The following is a 14,827-nucleotide window of genomic DNA, read 5'->3' on the forward strand; positions in this document are numbered from 1 at the left end:
GAAGTCAAAGGAAGTCTCATGAGTTACATCGACCGCGCTCGCGCCTCTTGGTTCATGTCCGAGGCGGGGCTGGATGCCCTGTTGCTGTTTGAACCTGAATCTTTTCGCTATGCAACGGGGCTGGACGGGGGTGTGGCGACGGCTTTTCGGCGGGCGGGGGCCTGTGCGGCGCTGGTGCCATGTGATCCGGGCGCATCCATCGCGGCGATCCTGTCCGACCACCAATTGCATTTCGGCCCCTCGGCCCAAGGCGCGATTGAACTGATCACCCATCCGACATGGATCGATTACGTCGATATCTCGGACGGTGACCACCCCGCCCCACTTGATAGTCTGGCGCGGGCCTATAAGGCACAGGGTCTGGGCGGCGCGCGGCCCGAGACGTTTGACCGCGATCTGGTGAATGCGCTGATCGGCGATCTGCTGACCACGCGCGGGCTGGCGAATGCGCGCGTCGGCATCGACATGGCCTTTATCCCCGCGAACGATCTGGCGCGGCTGAAGGCAGCCCTGCCCCGTGTCACCTGGGTCGACGGATCTGCTTTGCTCGACCGCATTCGCAGCGTGAAGACGGCGCATGAGATCGCCTGCCTGCGCAATGCGAACCTCGCCTCTGAGGCGGGCCTTTTGCATATGGCCGATCACGCCCAGATCGGCATGGCCAGGTCCGAGCTGGACCGGCTGTGGCGCGACGGCGCGGCGCGCGCAGCCAGCGCACATGGGTTTAAAATCAGCGGCGACCGCGCCGGGATCGCGGTTGGCCCGAACCTGATCATCCGCGATCCCGTGCTGGAAAACGGCCATCTGATCAAAGCGGATATGGGCGTCGCGGTCGAAAACTACCTGTCCGATGGCACGCGCAGCTATGTCATGGGTGCGCCTAGCCCCATGGTGCGAACGATCTTTGCCGCGATCGAGGATGTGTTCGAGGCCGGCATCACGGCCATCCGCCCCGGTGCGACATTCGGCGATGTCCATCGCACGGTGCTGGATGCGGTGAAAAAGGCAGGCCTGCCCGAAAGCTATTGCCGCGGCCATTTCGGCCACTCTATCGGCGCCGCCTGTATGGAGGAATGGCCGTTCTTTTCCGCCAGAAACCCCGAGGAAATCCTGCCCGGCATGGTCTTGGCCTTTGAGGTGCCGATGTATCTGCATGGGACCGGCGCCATGATGATCGAAGATCAGCTATTGGTCACCGAGACCGGTATCGAGGTGATGAACAAACTGCCGCGCGCGCTCACCCAACTGGGTTAGCGCAGCGTGTTGCGCAGGCGCTGCACCAGAAAATCTGAAAAGGCGCGGGTTTTGGGCAGCAGGTGTTTGTTCGAGGCATAGCAGACGTAAAAGCTGGTCTCGGGCCAAACCGTCCATTCGGGCAGCAAGGGCACCAGATCGCCACGCTCGACCGCTTCGCCGCAGATATAATTGGCGATAATGCCGATACCCGCGCCGTGGCAGGCGGCCTCATAGATCGCTTCGGACGAGTCCGAGCGGAAATCGCCACTGACATGGACCGTGTCGATCTGCTCGCCGCGTTTGAACTGCCAGGTGGTGCCGCCCCGCACATAGCGCGAGAAACACAGGCAGTGATGGGCGGCCAGTTCTGCCGGGTTTTGCGGGCGGCCATAGCGCGCGATATATTCGGGCGAGGCAACGAGCTGCTTGCGATTGGTGCCGATTTTACGCGCAACAAGGCTGCTGTCAGGCAGCGATCCGATGCGCACGACGGCGTTATAGCCCTCGTCGAGCAGGTCGACAAAACGGTCGGTATAATTCGCCTCGACCTTCACCTTGGGATAGGTCGCGATGAAATCAGCGATGATGCCGGGCAGCGCGAGGCGGCCAAAGGCGACCGGGAACGAGACCCGGAGCAAGCCCTGCGGCTCGGAATGATAGGAGGCGATGACATCATCCGCCTCTTTCAGCCGGTCCAGCACCTCGCGGCAGTGACGGAAATAGATGGCGCCCAGATCGGTGAACACCACCCGCCGCGTCGTGCGTTCCAGTAACCGCGTGCCCAGCATATCCTCGAGCCGCGCGACCTTGCGGCTGAGGGTCGAGGCCGAGACGTTTACAATCTCGGACGCGCGGGCAAAGCTCATGGCCTCGGCGACGGCCACGAAAGCGGCGATCAGATGGATCCGCTCGAGGTCGGTGATATCGGGCTGCAAAAGGCGAAGAGGCTGGTTCACGGGGCTACCCAAATATGAAACTGGCGTAACCATGATACTGCGTTAACCTAGCGTAAATGAAAGTGTGGTCACATGACGCAGGGGCGCTTTTTACACCCCTGCATTGTTCAAGGCAGGTTTCACCATGGTTGCACGAATTTCGTTCGTATTATGGATAGATTTTCGCATAAGAAACTTATGCAAAGCGAATGGGCGCTGCGATATTGCGTAGGGCGGCGATCAGCGAAAACCCGGTCAGCGCGCTGGTGCGAGGGTTCTGCGGATCAGGCAGATTGATGGTCAATGCCTCGAAATGGGCGGCGGGGCCAATCGCGGTCACCTTGTGCTGATTGGTGGTGGCATCGGGATCTGCCCACAGCTCGAGCTGCGTGTCATCCGCCCCGATCCCGGCCAAGGAAAGCGCGGCCACGACATTTACATTCTTTGGAAACAGCCGGACGCCTTCACGCGCGGGGCCGGAAAACAGGCAGGTGCGCGTGGTCAGATCCGCCAGCACGATCCCTTTGGCGGTCAGATATGCGGATTGCTCGAATCCCGCGACTGGCTTTTCGCTGGCTAAACGCATCTGCGCATTTCCGCTGGCGGCGATCGCGCGCACGCCGTCCAAACCGCCCAGCGCGCCGCTGGGCAAGAAGATGCGGCCCTGCCCGGCATAGGCCGCAACCTCGGGCGCGTTCAGCAGGCCGCCAACACTGGCCACCAGAACATCGCGGCCTGATTGCACGATGGGGCCAACCACGGCGGCGAATGCGGCAGGCGGCAGGCATTCGACCACCAAATCCCCCATTGCATCAATGTCTTGTGCCAGATGCGCCGACACGTCTGGCAGTTTGGCCTGCGCGCGGCCGATGGTCGAGGCCGCAACCGAATGCAGCATCATACCGGGCACCTGCCCCGCCTGCAGCGCAAGCGCGACCGGCAGACCGGCCGCACCCAGGCCCAAAACCGTGACCCTGATCATAGGCCGTATCCTCCATCCGCGGTGATGATCGAACCTGTCATGAAACTGGTTTGATCCGACAGCAGGAAACAGGCCAGCGCAGCGATTTCCTCCGCCGATCCCATATGGCCGATGGGCTGGCGGTTGTTAAAGGCTGCCATGGCGGCGTCGAGACCGCCGAAATCAGGGGCGACGCTGGCGATACGCTCGCGCATTGAGGGGGTGTCGATGGTGCCGGGACAGATCGCATTGCAGCGGATGCCATCGCGCACGTAATCCATCGCGATGGATTTCGTCATGCCAATCACCGCAGCCTTTGACGTGCCATAGGCAAAGCGGGACTTTCCGGCCCGCAGCGACGAGATCACCGATGCGATATTCACGATCGACAGTTTGCGGCCCGCGTCCAATGCCAGCGCGACGGCATGGCGTGCCATGCTGGCCGCGCCGATCACGTTGACCTCTAGCGTGCGGCGCAAATCATCTTCGCTGGACACCGTAAGGCTGCCTTGGGCGACAATACCGGCGCAGTTCACCAGACCATCAACCGCGCCAATCTGCTGGAATATAGCGGCAATCTCGGCCGCATTGGTCACATCGCCCTGCCAACAGGTGACATTGTCCAGATCCGCGACTGCGGCCTGCATGGCGTTTCGATCACGGTCGACGGCATGGACATGTGCGCCGGCTGCAACGGCCTGGCGCAGGATCGCGGCCCCGATCCCCTGTTTCGCGCCGGTGATCAGAACGGTTTTGGTGGTGAGGTTCATTGCTTGCTCTTTTGCCTTGATGCGGCCAGCCCATCGTCCAGCGCGCGGATGAACCAGTCGGATCGTGACTGGGGAAAGAAATGGCCGCCTTCGGGCAGCACCGCCAAATGGGCCCGGGGATTGGCGGCGGCCAGCGCCTGCTGGTGATAAGCCGGAATGATCCGGTCATCTGCCGCACCCAAGATCAGCAAAGGCAGATCGGGCAGCGCGCCACCCTGAAAGGCCAGCAGCGCCTGCATCCGCAGCGCTTGAGTGCGCGCAAAATCGTGGTCGACTTGCGGCGGAAGCGCGGCAAAGTCATCGCTGAGAATATCAGCCGGCGCCGCGCCCAGCAGCCGCGTCATCGCACGATATTGCGCGACATCACCGCTGTAATCCGTCTTTAGGCTGCGCAATCGCAGCGCGAACAGCGCCTTCATATAGGGACAGGGCTGTGCCCAAGTGCCGCTGAGCACCGCCGCATCCGGCAAAGGGCCAAGCGCTTGCGACAGGTAATCCTGCACGATGGCGCCGCCGGTGGAATGACCGATCATGATCGCGGGCACGGCCCCGTCCAGTATCTCTGCCAGCATCTGTGCAAGGCCGCTCACGCTGGGCACACCGCCCCAGACAGGCGCGTCGCCGCAACCGGGCTGGTCGAAACTGATGACGCGATAACGCCTCGCCAGCGCCTGCCGCACTGGCTGCCAAAAGGCGGCCGTGCCGCCAAGGCCCGAGACAAGTACCACAAGCGGCCCCTGCCCCTCGTCGTGGACGATGCTGATCGCACCGTTTTTGCTGATGAATTCACGCGGCATGTGATCTTCTGTCATAGCGCCCACAGCCATAGGACTGCGGGCGCAAGGGGCTTATTCAGCGATGGCGGCTTGCCATTTCGCAAGGGTCTCCTCGCCGCCGGGCAGTTCCGCGACGATCACCGGCCAAGCGGTGCGCGCCGCCTCGCGGAAGGGGGCAAGGTCAGGCTCGGTCACAACAATGCCGTTCGCGCGCATGGTTTCCAGCGCGGCGTCCGTCGCCGCGTTATGGGCGTCGATACCGGCTTGCAGCGCCTCGGGGATGGCGCCCATCAGGATCTCGGTTTCTGCATCGGTCAGGCGGTTCATCAGCGCCGGTGCGCCCAGCAGCGGTGCGGGCAGCATATGCACACGGGTCAGCGCGTAATGACCAATCGCCTGCGCAAACCCGTCGCCCACGGTTTGATCGGGTGCCAGTTCAGCCGCATCAACGATGCCCGCCTCGAGCGCGAGGAACAGCTCGCCATAGGCCAGCGGCGTCGGCTGCATGCCCAGAGCCTCATAGGCGGCGACATAGCCGGTGGATTGGATGGTGCGGATTTTCATCCCATCCAGATCCGCCAGCGTTTCAACCGGGCGCATCGACGGCATCGAGCGTTCATAGATCGCGCCCCAGCCCAGACCGATGATGTCGTAATTGGCAAAGGTCGCCAGCAGCTCGGTGCCCAGATCCGAGGCGAGGATGTCGTAGGTGCTTTGCTTGCTGTCGAACAAATAGGGCAGCGCGAAGATCTTGGTCTCGGGGATGATCCCTTCCAGCGAGGCGGTCGAGACGAAGGCGATATCCACCGTGCCCGAACGCAGGCCCTGCGCCAGACGCAGCTCGCCGCCCAGGGCGGAGCTTCCAAAGATTTCAATCTTCATCTCGCCGTTCGAACGCTCGGCCACCAGTTCGGCAAGGCGTTCGGCGGTGACTTGGTAGGACGAGGTATCGCCCAGCACATGCGCCACATTGATGACGGTTTCGGCGCGGGCCGCAATCGTGCTGGCCAGCAGCGCGGCGGTGAAAGCAAGTGTCTTATGCATTGTCGTTCCCTGTTTTGACTTATTTTATTTTAGAAGCAGCGGCACATAGGTGATCAGCATCAGGTTCACCAACAGCACCGCGACGAAGGCGACCAAGGGCCGTAGGATCTGTTCAAGCGAGATACGGGCGATTGAACAGGTAATGAAAAGGTTGACCCCCACCGGCGGCGTCACCATGCCAATCGCAAGGTTGACGATCATGATGATGCCAAAGTGGATGGGGTCGATCCCCAGCAGCAGCATCGCGGGCGCCAGCACCGGCGCGAGGATGATGATCGCGGCATAGGCCTCGAGGAACATGCCGATGACCAGCAGCAGCACGTTGACCAACAGCAGTACCACATAGGGATCGCGCGAGATCGAAAAGATCAGCGCAGCCGTCTTTTGCGGCACCTGATACAGCGACAGGGCCGCCGCCAGAACCGAGGCAAAGCCGACGATCGACAGCACAACGGCGGCGGATATGGCCGATGACCAAAAGATGCCCGGCAGATCACGGATTTTGATCGTGCGATAGACGAACATGCCCAAAACCAGCGCAAAGATCACCGCGACAACGGCCGATTCCGTGGCCGTAAACAGTCCGGTATAAATGCCGCCCAGAATGATCACGGGCATGAACAGCGACAGGAAGGCGCGCTTATAGGCCTGCCACACATTCGCGGCCCATTCGGCGATGCTCAGGCGTTCTGCCGTGCCATATTTTTTGCGCGACGAGATAAACGCCGTCAGCACGAACAGCGAAAAACCGATCATCAGGCCAGGAATGATCCCCGCCAGGAACATATCCTTGATCGAGGCCCCGGTGACGACGCCATAGATGATCATCGCGCCAGAGGGCGGCAGGATGATCCCCAGCTCGGCCGCGGATGCGACCACGGCGGCCGCAAAGGGGCGCGGATAGCCCGATTTCCCCATTTTCGGAATGACGATGCCGCCAACCGCCGCCGCCGTTGCCGAGGACGAGCCCGAAACGGTCGAGAACAACATCGTCGCCAGCACGGATGCGCCACCCAGGCCGCCCCGGAACCAGTTCACCATCGCATGTGCAAGCTCGACCAGCCTGTCGGCGATCGAGGCCTTGTCCATCAGCTTGCCCGCCAGAATAAAGAACGGCAGTGCGATCAGGGCAAAGCTGTCGAGCGATTCAAAAATCGCCTGCGGCACCATTTGCAGCGGGATATTGCGCGCCATCAGCGCAGGCAGCGGCGCGATCCCCAATGCCAGCGCAATCGGAACGGCAGCAAAGAACAGCATGACGAGATAGACGAAAAGCATGGCCATGGATCAATCCTCGGTCATCTGCAGGTCGCTGTCGGGGCGGCGGATATCGCCCCCACTGCGCAGCGTGACCAGCACCAATGTGATAATGTTCAGGCACGCAAGCACGGCCCCCACGGGCATCGACCAATAGACCCAGGTCTTGGGGATCTTCAGCACCGGCGATTTTTCCATCGCGCCAAAGCCAACCGCGCCCATGCCCAGATCAAACAGCACCAGCAAAAACGCAAAGCTGATGGCCAGCGCGATATATTGCAGCACCTGACCCCAGCGCAGGTTCAGCTTTTCGACGACAAAGGTCAGGGCGATCAACATGCGGTGGCGAAATCCCAGACCAAGGCCAAGAAAGACGATCCAGATCATCGCATAGCGGGCCAGTTCCTCGGTCCAAGGCGCAGACATGCGAATGCCCTGCATCTTGGCGGTGAAACGCACCAGCACTTGAATGGTGATTGCAGCGGTCATCAGCGCCATCAGCCCGGCCATTAGCCACAGCGTCAGGCGGTTCACGCCATCCATCACCCGGATAAAGATATCAGCCAAGCGTCCCAGCATCGGCGTTCCTCTGTGTTGGGGGATTTGTCCAGGCCCGGTCTTTGCGCCAGGCTTTCAGTTCAATCAGATTGCGGTTGCGCCATGCCTGGCGGTCCGGGATGTGATCCAGACCACAGGTGCTTTGGCCATAGGCGTCCAGCGCGGCTAAAACCTGCGGATTGAGCAGGTCGTCGATAGATTGATCGGGGCCGCAAAAGCCTGCAAACATTGGCTTGTAGCGGGTAAAATAGTCGGCGATGCCGCCCGGCGCGTTCAGGTGCACCCCCTCGAGTGGACCCATCAGCGCCCAGCGTTGGCCAAAGCTTTCACGGATGATCGTATCGGCCCCTTCGGGCGTTACGATCCCCTCGGCGATCATGTCGAGCATCGCGAACAGCAGCACGGCTTGCATCCGGTTCATCGCGAACCCCGGCACTTCGCGCTGCACCAGCACCGGCTTTTGGCCGACGGCCTGCATCAGCGCCCAGGTGCGGTCGGTGACCTGTGGCAAAGTTGCGGGCGATGGCACGACCTCGACGGCGGGCATGGCATGGGGCGGCGCGGCGGGATGGGCGATGATAATCCGCCCCTGCCCCGAAAGCCCCGCGCCGATCACGCTGGCAGGCAGCGCCGACGACGACGAGGCAAGGATCACATTCATCGGGCAGATGGCATCCAGCTGGGCGAACAGCGCCTGTTTGACAGCCAGATCCTCGGCGATAGATTCCTGCACATAGCTGACATCAGTGGCGAAATCCGACAGGCTGCTGGCCACGCGCAGCTTTCCCTGCGCAGTCAGGCCACTGTCATGCAAGATGCCAAGAATGCGCGCCTCTAGCACCTCTATGTCCAGCCCAGCGTCATAGGCCAGCACATCTTGACCATGCGCCAGATGCACCGCTGCCCAAGACGCCCCAATAATGCCGCAACCGACGATCCCGATCATAATGCGCGCCTATTGAATGGGGGAAAAGCTGGTCGGCCGCATCAGCCGCGTTTGCTGATGGTCGATCAGATGCAGCACGCGCTGCAAATAGTCCTGCCAGCGGGGATCTTGCATCATCCGGTCGCGCTGCTGCAGCCGCGTATCCATGCTGTCGAAACCCCAGATCGCGACAACACCGTTCAATTCGCCCACTTCGGTCAGGAAATAGCCAATGAAATCTTGCAGATACTCGCGTTGGATCGGCAGGCCGAATTCGTGATAGATCGCGGCAAACTGCGCTGCGAGACCGGGTTTGATCCGATAGTGGCGTTCTTCGATAATGCGCATGTCAGGCCTTTGGGGGTGCGAATACGGTCTGCGCCTCGATCTGGGCGACATTTTCGGGGCGCGGGAATGGCGCGGGCGCAGGCTCTCCTGCCGCGCGCGGGCGACCGATAGCGGCAAAAAACGGCTCGAGGCCCGCAGGCATCAACAGCCAGAAAAACGTCAGCGGCTGATCGCCATCATTCACAAACGAATGGCGACGGTTCTTGCCGATATAGACGGTGGTGCCGGGGGTGCCGCGATGCACTTCGGCCCCGTCATCCAGTTCGATCCGGCCGGTGCCCGAGACGAAATGGATCACTTCCTCGTTCTTGTCATGCGCATGGGGGCGCACAAAGCAGCCGCCGGGCGCGATGGTCTGCATCCCGACGCCAAAGGGGGTTTCGGCCCCGACATCGGCATCTGTCATAATGCAGGTGACATAACCATTGGCGGGCACCGGCTGCCAATAGCTGGCCGCATCGGCCAATTGGCGCACCAGCGCCCCGCCGGCGGGCGGCGTTTCAGTCGTCGTCACTGTCATTTCCTTCTGAAAGATCAATCACCCGCAGCTCGGCCGAGGATTTTGAGATCACATGCAGCAGCCCGTCCGCGATCGCGCGGCGTAGGGCGCCGGTGCGTTTGCCGACATGTTGCTGCATCAGGCTGGCCGCCCGATCCGCATCACGCGCGATCAAGGCGCTGATGATCTGCGCATGTTCGTCAAATGTATTTTTGCGCGCATCACCCTGCAGCACTGCCCAGCGCACCAGATAGACGCGGTCGTTGATATCGGCGACAAGACGGGCGAATTCGTCGTTCTGCGTCAGGCGGGCAAGGCGTTCGTGAAAGATGATATCCTGCGCCAGCAGATCCTCGGGTTCGGCATGGGCATAGTTTTCCAGCACATTCTGCCAAAACCCTTGCAGGTCGATCAATTCGGCGTCGCTGGCACGCGCGACCACCAGCCGCGCAATCGCTCCTTCCAGAACTTCGCGCACTTCGAACAGATGCGCGATTTCCTCGGGGTTCACATCGCGCACGTAAAAGCCCTTGTTCGGGCGCGCAACCACCAGCTTTTCGGCGACAAGACGGTTGATCGCCTCGCGCAGCGGCGTGCGCCCGATTTCAAGCTGGGCGCATAGCACCTGCTCGTTCAACCGCTCGCCGGGGCGAAGGTCGAATTCCACAACCATGCGGCGCAGATGACGGTGGATGATATCCACCATATTCCCACTACGCGCGTTTCGGGCTGTATGCTTATCTGTCGAATCTGTTGTCGTCATAACTATATACACTTTATGCCAAGACTGGTCCTGACAAGAAAATACAGTGCCGACGACAGAAATGACCATGGCTTCGCCTATTATTTAGGCAAATCCATGGTCAAATTAGGATCAGCCCACCGGCGCGGGCGGGATGCTGAGAGCGATCGAGCTATCCAGCGCCTCGAAATCATTCAGGCCGATCAGATGATACAGCTCGGCGCGGGTCTGCATCTCGGGCAGCATGGCTGTGGTCGCACCATCGCGGGCCAGCACCTGATACAGCTTATGCTGCGCTTTGTTCGCAACGCGCAGCGAGGACACCGGCCAGATCACCATATCATAGCCCAGATCCTGAAATTCCTGCGCTGTAAGCGCCGGCGTGCGGCCGAATTCGGTCATATTTGCCAAAAGCTTTACGCCGGGCAATGCGGCGCGCACCGCGCGGAACATCTCGATGGATGTCAGCGCCTCGGGGAAGATCGCGTCCGCGCCTGCCTCGGTATAAAGTTTCGCGCGCGCAATGGTGCCCTCGATCCCCTCGCTGGCTGCGGCGTCGGTGCGGGCCACAATCACCAGATCGCGGCGCGCGCGGGCGGCTGCGGCGACTTTGGCGGCCATATCATAGGCACTGGCCAGTTTCTTGTCGTTCAGATGGCCGCATTTCTTGGGCAAAAGCTGGTCTTCCAGATGAACGGCACCCGCGCCCGCCTCTTCAAAGACGCGCACCATATGCATGACGTTCAACGCCTCGCCATAGCCAGTGTCACCATCGACCAGCAGCGGCAGACCGGTCGCCCGGGCGATCTGACGGATGAAAAATGCGACCTCATCCACGGTGATGATGCCAAGGTCGGGCAACCCCATACTGGCCGTCATCGCCGCGCCCGACAGATAGAGCCCCTCGAACCCCGCCGCCTTGGCCTGCAGCGCCGCCTGTCCGTTATGGGCGCCGGGCAGACGCAAAATACCAGGGCTGTTCAGCAGCGCGCGAAAGCGGCTCCCTGCGGTTTCACGGGGCAGGTCTGCGGCAACAAGATAGGTCATGGCGGTTTCCCTCAGGTGATAAAGGCCGCTTCGATATGGCGGCGCATCAGCAGTTCGGCCACATCGCCATCGCGGTCGATGATGGCGTTGGCGATGCGGCGATGCTCGACATACGAGCGGCGAATACGCCCCGGCTCGTCGCGGCGCGCGCGGCGCACCAGTTGGAACAGGGGCCAGAAACGGTCGTTGATCAGGTCGATCAGATGGCTATTGCGCGACAAGGTCGCCACGCGGTGGTGAAAGTCGGTGTTCACATTGGACTGCCAGTAATCGACCGGCCCCTCGCGCTCGAGCTTGTCGCGATGCGCATCCAGCATGACGGCAAGGCTGGCGCGCTCGCTATCCGTCGCGTTTTCAGCGGCTTGGCGCGCGGCCAACCCCTCGAGCGCGCCGCGCACGGCCATCAGATTGGCGCGCATCGTCTCGTCAGGCACAATGACGCGAACGCCTTGGCGCAGGCGATGGGTAACCAGACCGCGCTCTTCCAGACGGCGGATCGCCTCACGCACGGGGGCGCGGCTGACATCCTCGGTCGCGGCGATCTTTGGCTCGGACAGCTTGGCCCCGGGGGCCAATGTTCCGTTCAAAATCTCGCCAAGAAGGCGGCTATATACGCGGTCGACAAGGCTGTCGTCCTGTTCCTTGGTCATCTGGTCGCCCATCCTATGGCCCCGCACGCAATGCGCAGGGCCCGCCATTGATCACAGCCCGCGATCGAAAATCCCCTCGCCCGTGATGGTGCTGGGTTCCACCGTGCCTGCGGGCAAGGCGGGGATTAACAGGTCGATCTCGGCGGCCGCAAGGCTGGCCAGCCGATACGCGGCATCGGTAAAACGCTGAACGCCCGCGCTGCCCAATTCCTGCCCGACCAGCGTGTTCAGCTTGCCGACATAGGCGTCCCAGCCCCAAGGCGCTTTGCCGTTGGGATGGGCATCAGCCACGCCGCGCGCGCCCTCGATCACGGTGCCGTCTTTAAGCGTGATGATGATGCGGCCACCGAACTGTCGCTTATCTGGGTCTTCCTCGTGATAGCGCGCGGTCCAATCCGGGTGTTCGACGGTGGTGATCTTGTGCCACAAGCCGCGCTTGTCCGCCGCCCGCGCCCGCGCGCGCGTATAGCTGTCCACATGGTGCCAATCGCCATCCTCTAGCGCGACGGCCAGAATATACATGATCGAATGGTCCAGCGTCTCGCGGCTGGCTTCGGGGTCGGACTTTTGCGGGTCCGCCGCGCCGGTGCCGATGACGTAATGCGTGTGATGCGAGGTCTCGAGCAGAATGCTTGCCACCTGATCAAGGTCAGGGATCTGGTGGCCCATCTCGATCGCAAGGTCGATCAGCGCCTGCGCCTGATATTCGGCCGAATGCGCCTTGGTATAGGTTTCCAAAATCGCGCGCGGAGAGTCGCCCGGCAGCGGCAGGCTGACATGATAGACGTCATTTTTGCCGCCCAGCATCCAGGCGATCACGGAATCCTCGCCCTCATAGATCGGCGAGGGCGAACCCTCGCCCCGCATGGCGCGGTCGATACATTCGACGGCCAGCTTGCCGGTAAAGCCGGGGACATAGGCTTTCCAGCTGGAAATCTCGCCCTTGCGGCTTTGGCGGGTAGAAAAGGCCAGATGCACCGCCTGCCCGACGGCCTGATAGATCACCTCGGCGGGCAGACCCAGCATGGCGCCGATGCCCGCGGTGGTCGCAGGCGCCAGATGGCCCGCGTGGTCCTTTTTGTATTTATGCAGCGAGATCGCTTTGACCAGCGCGACGTGAACCTCGTAATGCACGGCGATCCCGCGTGCGAGGTCAGCACCCGTGACACCCATCTGTTGCGCCACCGCGATCAGGGGCGAGATCGCATCTGCAGGATGCGAATATTCGGCGGCAAGGAATGTGTCGTGATAATCCAGCTCTCGCACTGCCGTTGCATTCGCCCAAGCGGCCCATTCCGCATCGAACCTTTGCGTGCTGGGCAGGCCGTACAGCGTCGCGCCGCCTTTGCGTGGATGGCCCAGCGCCATCGCCCGCGCCGAGGCCACGGGCCGGCGGTTGATCGCCGCCAGCGCGACCGAGGCATTATCCACGATCCGACAGGCGATCATCTCTAGCACATCCGCGTCCAGCGCGCCGGGGTTGGCGGCGAAACTTGCGATATGCCAAGCCAGTTGCTCGTCGCGGGGAAGCTGCGCGGCAGAGGGATGCACCCTCACCTCATAGGTCTTCATTTTCAATACTCTCATCAAAGGATTAGGCGGATGCACGCAGGCGACGCAGCACCAGCGGCACAAGGAAGGTTGCCAATGCTACCAGCAGCAGAACAACGGAGGTCGGGGTTTCCAGCAGCACCATCGGATTGCCTTGGCGCGAGGCCAGCGCGACGCGCAGCTGGTTTTCGGCCATCGGCCCCAAGATCAGGCCGATCAGCACCGGCGCGATGGGAAAATCATAGACGCGCATGACATAGCCCATCAGACCAATCGCAACCATCAGCATCAGATCGACGACCGATCCCGAGACGCCCCAAATCCCGATTAGCGCAAAGATTAGGATGCCAGCGTAAAGCTGCGGCTTTGGGATCGACAGCAGTTTGACCCAGATCCCAACCAGCGGCAGGTTCAGCACCAGCAGCATGGCATTGCCGATATAAAGCGATGCGATCAGCCCCCAGACCAATTCCGGGTTCGAATTGAACAGGTTCGGCCCCGGTTGCAGCCCATAGTTCTGGAACGCCGCCAATAAGATCGCAGCAGTGGCCGAGGTCGGCAGGCCCAACGTCAGCAGCGGCACAAGGATACCGGCGGCAGCGGCGTTATTCGCAGCCTCGGGGCCGGCGACACCCTCGATCGCGCCATGGCCGAATTCCTCGGGCTTTTTCGCCAGCTTTCGTTCCAGCGTGTAACTTAGCATGGTCGGGATTTCAGAGCCCCCCGCAGGCAGCGTGCCGATGGGAAAGCCGATTACCGTGCCGCGCAGCCAAGGCTTCCACGAGCGGGAAAAATCCTCGCGCGTGAACCATTTGCCACCGACTTTCATCGGCCGCTCGCGGGTTTTGTCATAGCGCGAGGCGACGAAAAGGATCTCGCCCACCGCAAACAGCGCGACCAGCACGACGGTCAGCTCGATCCCGTCCAGCATTTCGGCGACGCCAAAGGTCAGGCGGGGCTGACCCGTCATTTGGTCGATGCCCACAACGCCCAGCGCAAGGCCGATGAACAGCGAGATGAACCCCCGTACGCGCGATGCGCCCAGCACCACCGCGACGGAACAGAACGACACTACCATCAGCGCGAAATAATCCGCAGGCCGCAAGATGAACGCAAGTTCCGCGACCGAAGGCGCGACGAACGTCAGCGCGATCGTCGCAATCGTGCCCGCAACGAACGACCCGATGGCGGCAGTGGCCAGCGCCGATGCGCCGCGCCCGTCACGCGCCATCTTGTTCCCCTCCAGCGCGGTCATCATCGACCCCGCTTCGCCCGGCGTATTGATCAAGATCGAGGTGGTCGATCCACCATACATCGCCCCGTAAAGCACGCCCGCGAACATGATGAACGCCGCCGTCGGCGCGATGGAAATGGTGACGGGCAGCAACAGCGCGATGGTCAGCGCTGGGCCGATCCCCGGCAGCACGCCAATCGCCGTGCCCAGGATCGATCCGATCAGCGCCCACATCAGGTTCATCGGTTGCAGCGCAACACCAAAGCCATAGATAAGTTGTTGAAGGCTATCCAT

General features: G+C 61.8%; 16 protein-coding genes. 1 reads left to right on the forward strand and 15 read right to left on the reverse strand.

Annotated elements, in window-relative coordinates:
- Window positions 1-18 precede the first annotated feature (18 nt).
- A complete protein-coding gene (locus KVU_RS06610; protein ID WP_013384573.1) occupies window positions 19-1,254 on the forward strand; it encodes a M24 family metallopeptidase in 1,236 nt (411 codons plus the stop codon).
- On the opposite strand, the gene KVU_RS06615 is transcribed toward KVU_RS06610, so the two are convergent.
- The 15 genes from KVU_RS06615 to KVU_RS06685 form a co-directional block, all read right to left on the reverse strand.
- Window positions 1,251-2,192, reverse strand: coding sequence for a LysR family transcriptional regulator (locus tag KVU_RS06615; RefSeq protein ID WP_013384574.1), 942 nt, complete (start codon window positions 2,190-2,192; stop codon window positions 1,251-1,253). The two genes, KVU_RS06610 and KVU_RS06615, sit on opposite strands and share 4 nt — an antisense overlap.
- Window positions 2,193-2,367: 175 nt before the next feature.
- The gene (locus tag KVU_RS06620; protein WP_013384575.1) at window positions 2,368-3,153 is read right to left on the reverse strand and encodes an aspartate dehydrogenase domain-containing protein; all 786 of its coding nucleotides are present in this window, start codon (window positions 3,151-3,153) and stop codon (window positions 2,368-2,370) included.
- Window positions 3,150-3,902, reverse strand: a complete 753-nt coding sequence (locus KVU_RS06625) for an SDR family NAD(P)-dependent oxidoreductase (RefSeq protein WP_013384576.1) — start codon at window positions 3,900-3,902, stop codon at window positions 3,150-3,152. Before KVU_RS06625 ends, KVU_RS06620 begins: the two co-directional genes overlap by 4 nt.
- Window positions 3,899-4,714 carry an alpha/beta fold hydrolase gene (locus tag KVU_RS06630; protein WP_013384577.1) on the reverse strand — a complete coding sequence of 272 codons (816 nt, stop codon included), beginning with the start codon at window positions 4,712-4,714 and terminating at the stop codon, window positions 3,899-3,901. Before KVU_RS06630 ends, KVU_RS06625 begins: the two co-directional genes overlap by 4 nt.
- A gap of 36 nt (window positions 4,715-4,750) precedes the next feature.
- Window positions 4,751-5,722 carry a TRAP transporter substrate-binding protein gene (locus KVU_RS06635; protein WP_013384578.1) on the reverse strand — a complete coding sequence of 324 codons (972 nt, stop codon included), beginning with the start codon at window positions 5,720-5,722 and terminating at the stop codon, window positions 4,751-4,753.
- Between the two features lie 24 nt (window positions 5,723-5,746).
- Window positions 5,747-7,006 carry a TRAP transporter large permease gene (locus KVU_RS06640; protein WP_013384579.1) on the reverse strand — a complete coding sequence of 420 codons (1,260 nt, stop codon included), beginning with the start codon at window positions 7,004-7,006 and terminating at the stop codon, window positions 5,747-5,749.
- Between the two features lie 3 nt (window positions 7,007-7,009).
- Window positions 7,010-7,558, reverse strand: coding sequence for a TRAP transporter small permease (locus KVU_RS06645; RefSeq protein WP_013384580.1), 549 nt, complete (start codon window positions 7,556-7,558; stop codon window positions 7,010-7,012).
- Window positions 7,539-8,483, reverse strand: a complete 945-nt coding sequence (locus KVU_RS06650) for a 3-hydroxyacyl-CoA dehydrogenase NAD-binding domain-containing protein (RefSeq protein WP_013384581.1) — start codon at window positions 8,481-8,483, stop codon at window positions 7,539-7,541. The genes KVU_RS06645 and KVU_RS06650 overlap by 20 nt, the downstream gene beginning before the upstream one ends.
- 9 nt (window positions 8,484-8,492) lie before the next feature.
- On the reverse strand, window positions 8,493-8,810 hold the full coding sequence (locus tag KVU_RS06655; RefSeq protein ID WP_013384582.1) for an NIPSNAP family protein: 318 nt from the start codon (window positions 8,808-8,810) through the stop codon (window positions 8,493-8,495).
- Between the two features lies 1 nt (window position 8,811).
- The gene (locus tag KVU_RS06660) at window positions 8,812-9,324 is read right to left on the reverse strand and encodes a cupin domain-containing protein (RefSeq protein ID WP_013384583.1); all 513 of its coding nucleotides are present in this window, start codon (window positions 9,322-9,324) and stop codon (window positions 8,812-8,814) included.
- The gene (locus KVU_RS06665; protein ID WP_013384584.1) at window positions 9,311-10,015 is read right to left on the reverse strand and encodes a GntR family transcriptional regulator; all 705 of its coding nucleotides are present in this window, start codon (window positions 10,013-10,015) and stop codon (window positions 9,311-9,313) included. The genes KVU_RS06660 and KVU_RS06665 overlap by 14 nt, the downstream gene beginning before the upstream one ends.
- A 168-nt stretch (window positions 10,016-10,183) precedes the next feature.
- The gene (gene prpB / locus KVU_RS06670; protein ID WP_014537804.1) at window positions 10,184-11,098 is read right to left on the reverse strand and encodes a methylisocitrate lyase; all 915 of its coding nucleotides are present in this window, start codon (window positions 11,096-11,098) and stop codon (window positions 10,184-10,186) included.
- Window positions 11,099-11,109: 11 nt separating this feature from the next.
- Window positions 11,110-11,748, reverse strand: a complete 639-nt coding sequence (locus KVU_RS06675) for a GntR family transcriptional regulator (protein ID WP_236953054.1) — start codon at window positions 11,746-11,748, stop codon at window positions 11,110-11,112.
- A 51-nt stretch (window positions 11,749-11,799) separates the two neighbouring features.
- A complete protein-coding gene (locus tag KVU_RS06680) occupies window positions 11,800-13,320 on the reverse strand; it encodes an MmgE/PrpD family protein (RefSeq protein ID WP_014537805.1) in 1,521 nt (506 codons plus the stop codon).
- A 22-nt stretch (window positions 13,321-13,342) separates the two neighbouring features.
- Window positions 13,343-14,827: a tripartite tricarboxylate transporter permease gene (locus KVU_RS06685; protein WP_013384588.1), complete on the reverse strand. Its 1,485-nt coding sequence runs from the start codon at window positions 14,825-14,827 to the stop codon at window positions 13,343-13,345.

The sequence above is a fragment of the Ketogulonicigenium vulgare WSH-001 genome (genome assembly GCF_000223375.1).
Taxonomy (GTDB): Bacteria; Pseudomonadota; Alphaproteobacteria; order Rhodobacterales; family Rhodobacteraceae; genus Ketogulonicigenium; species Ketogulonicigenium vulgare.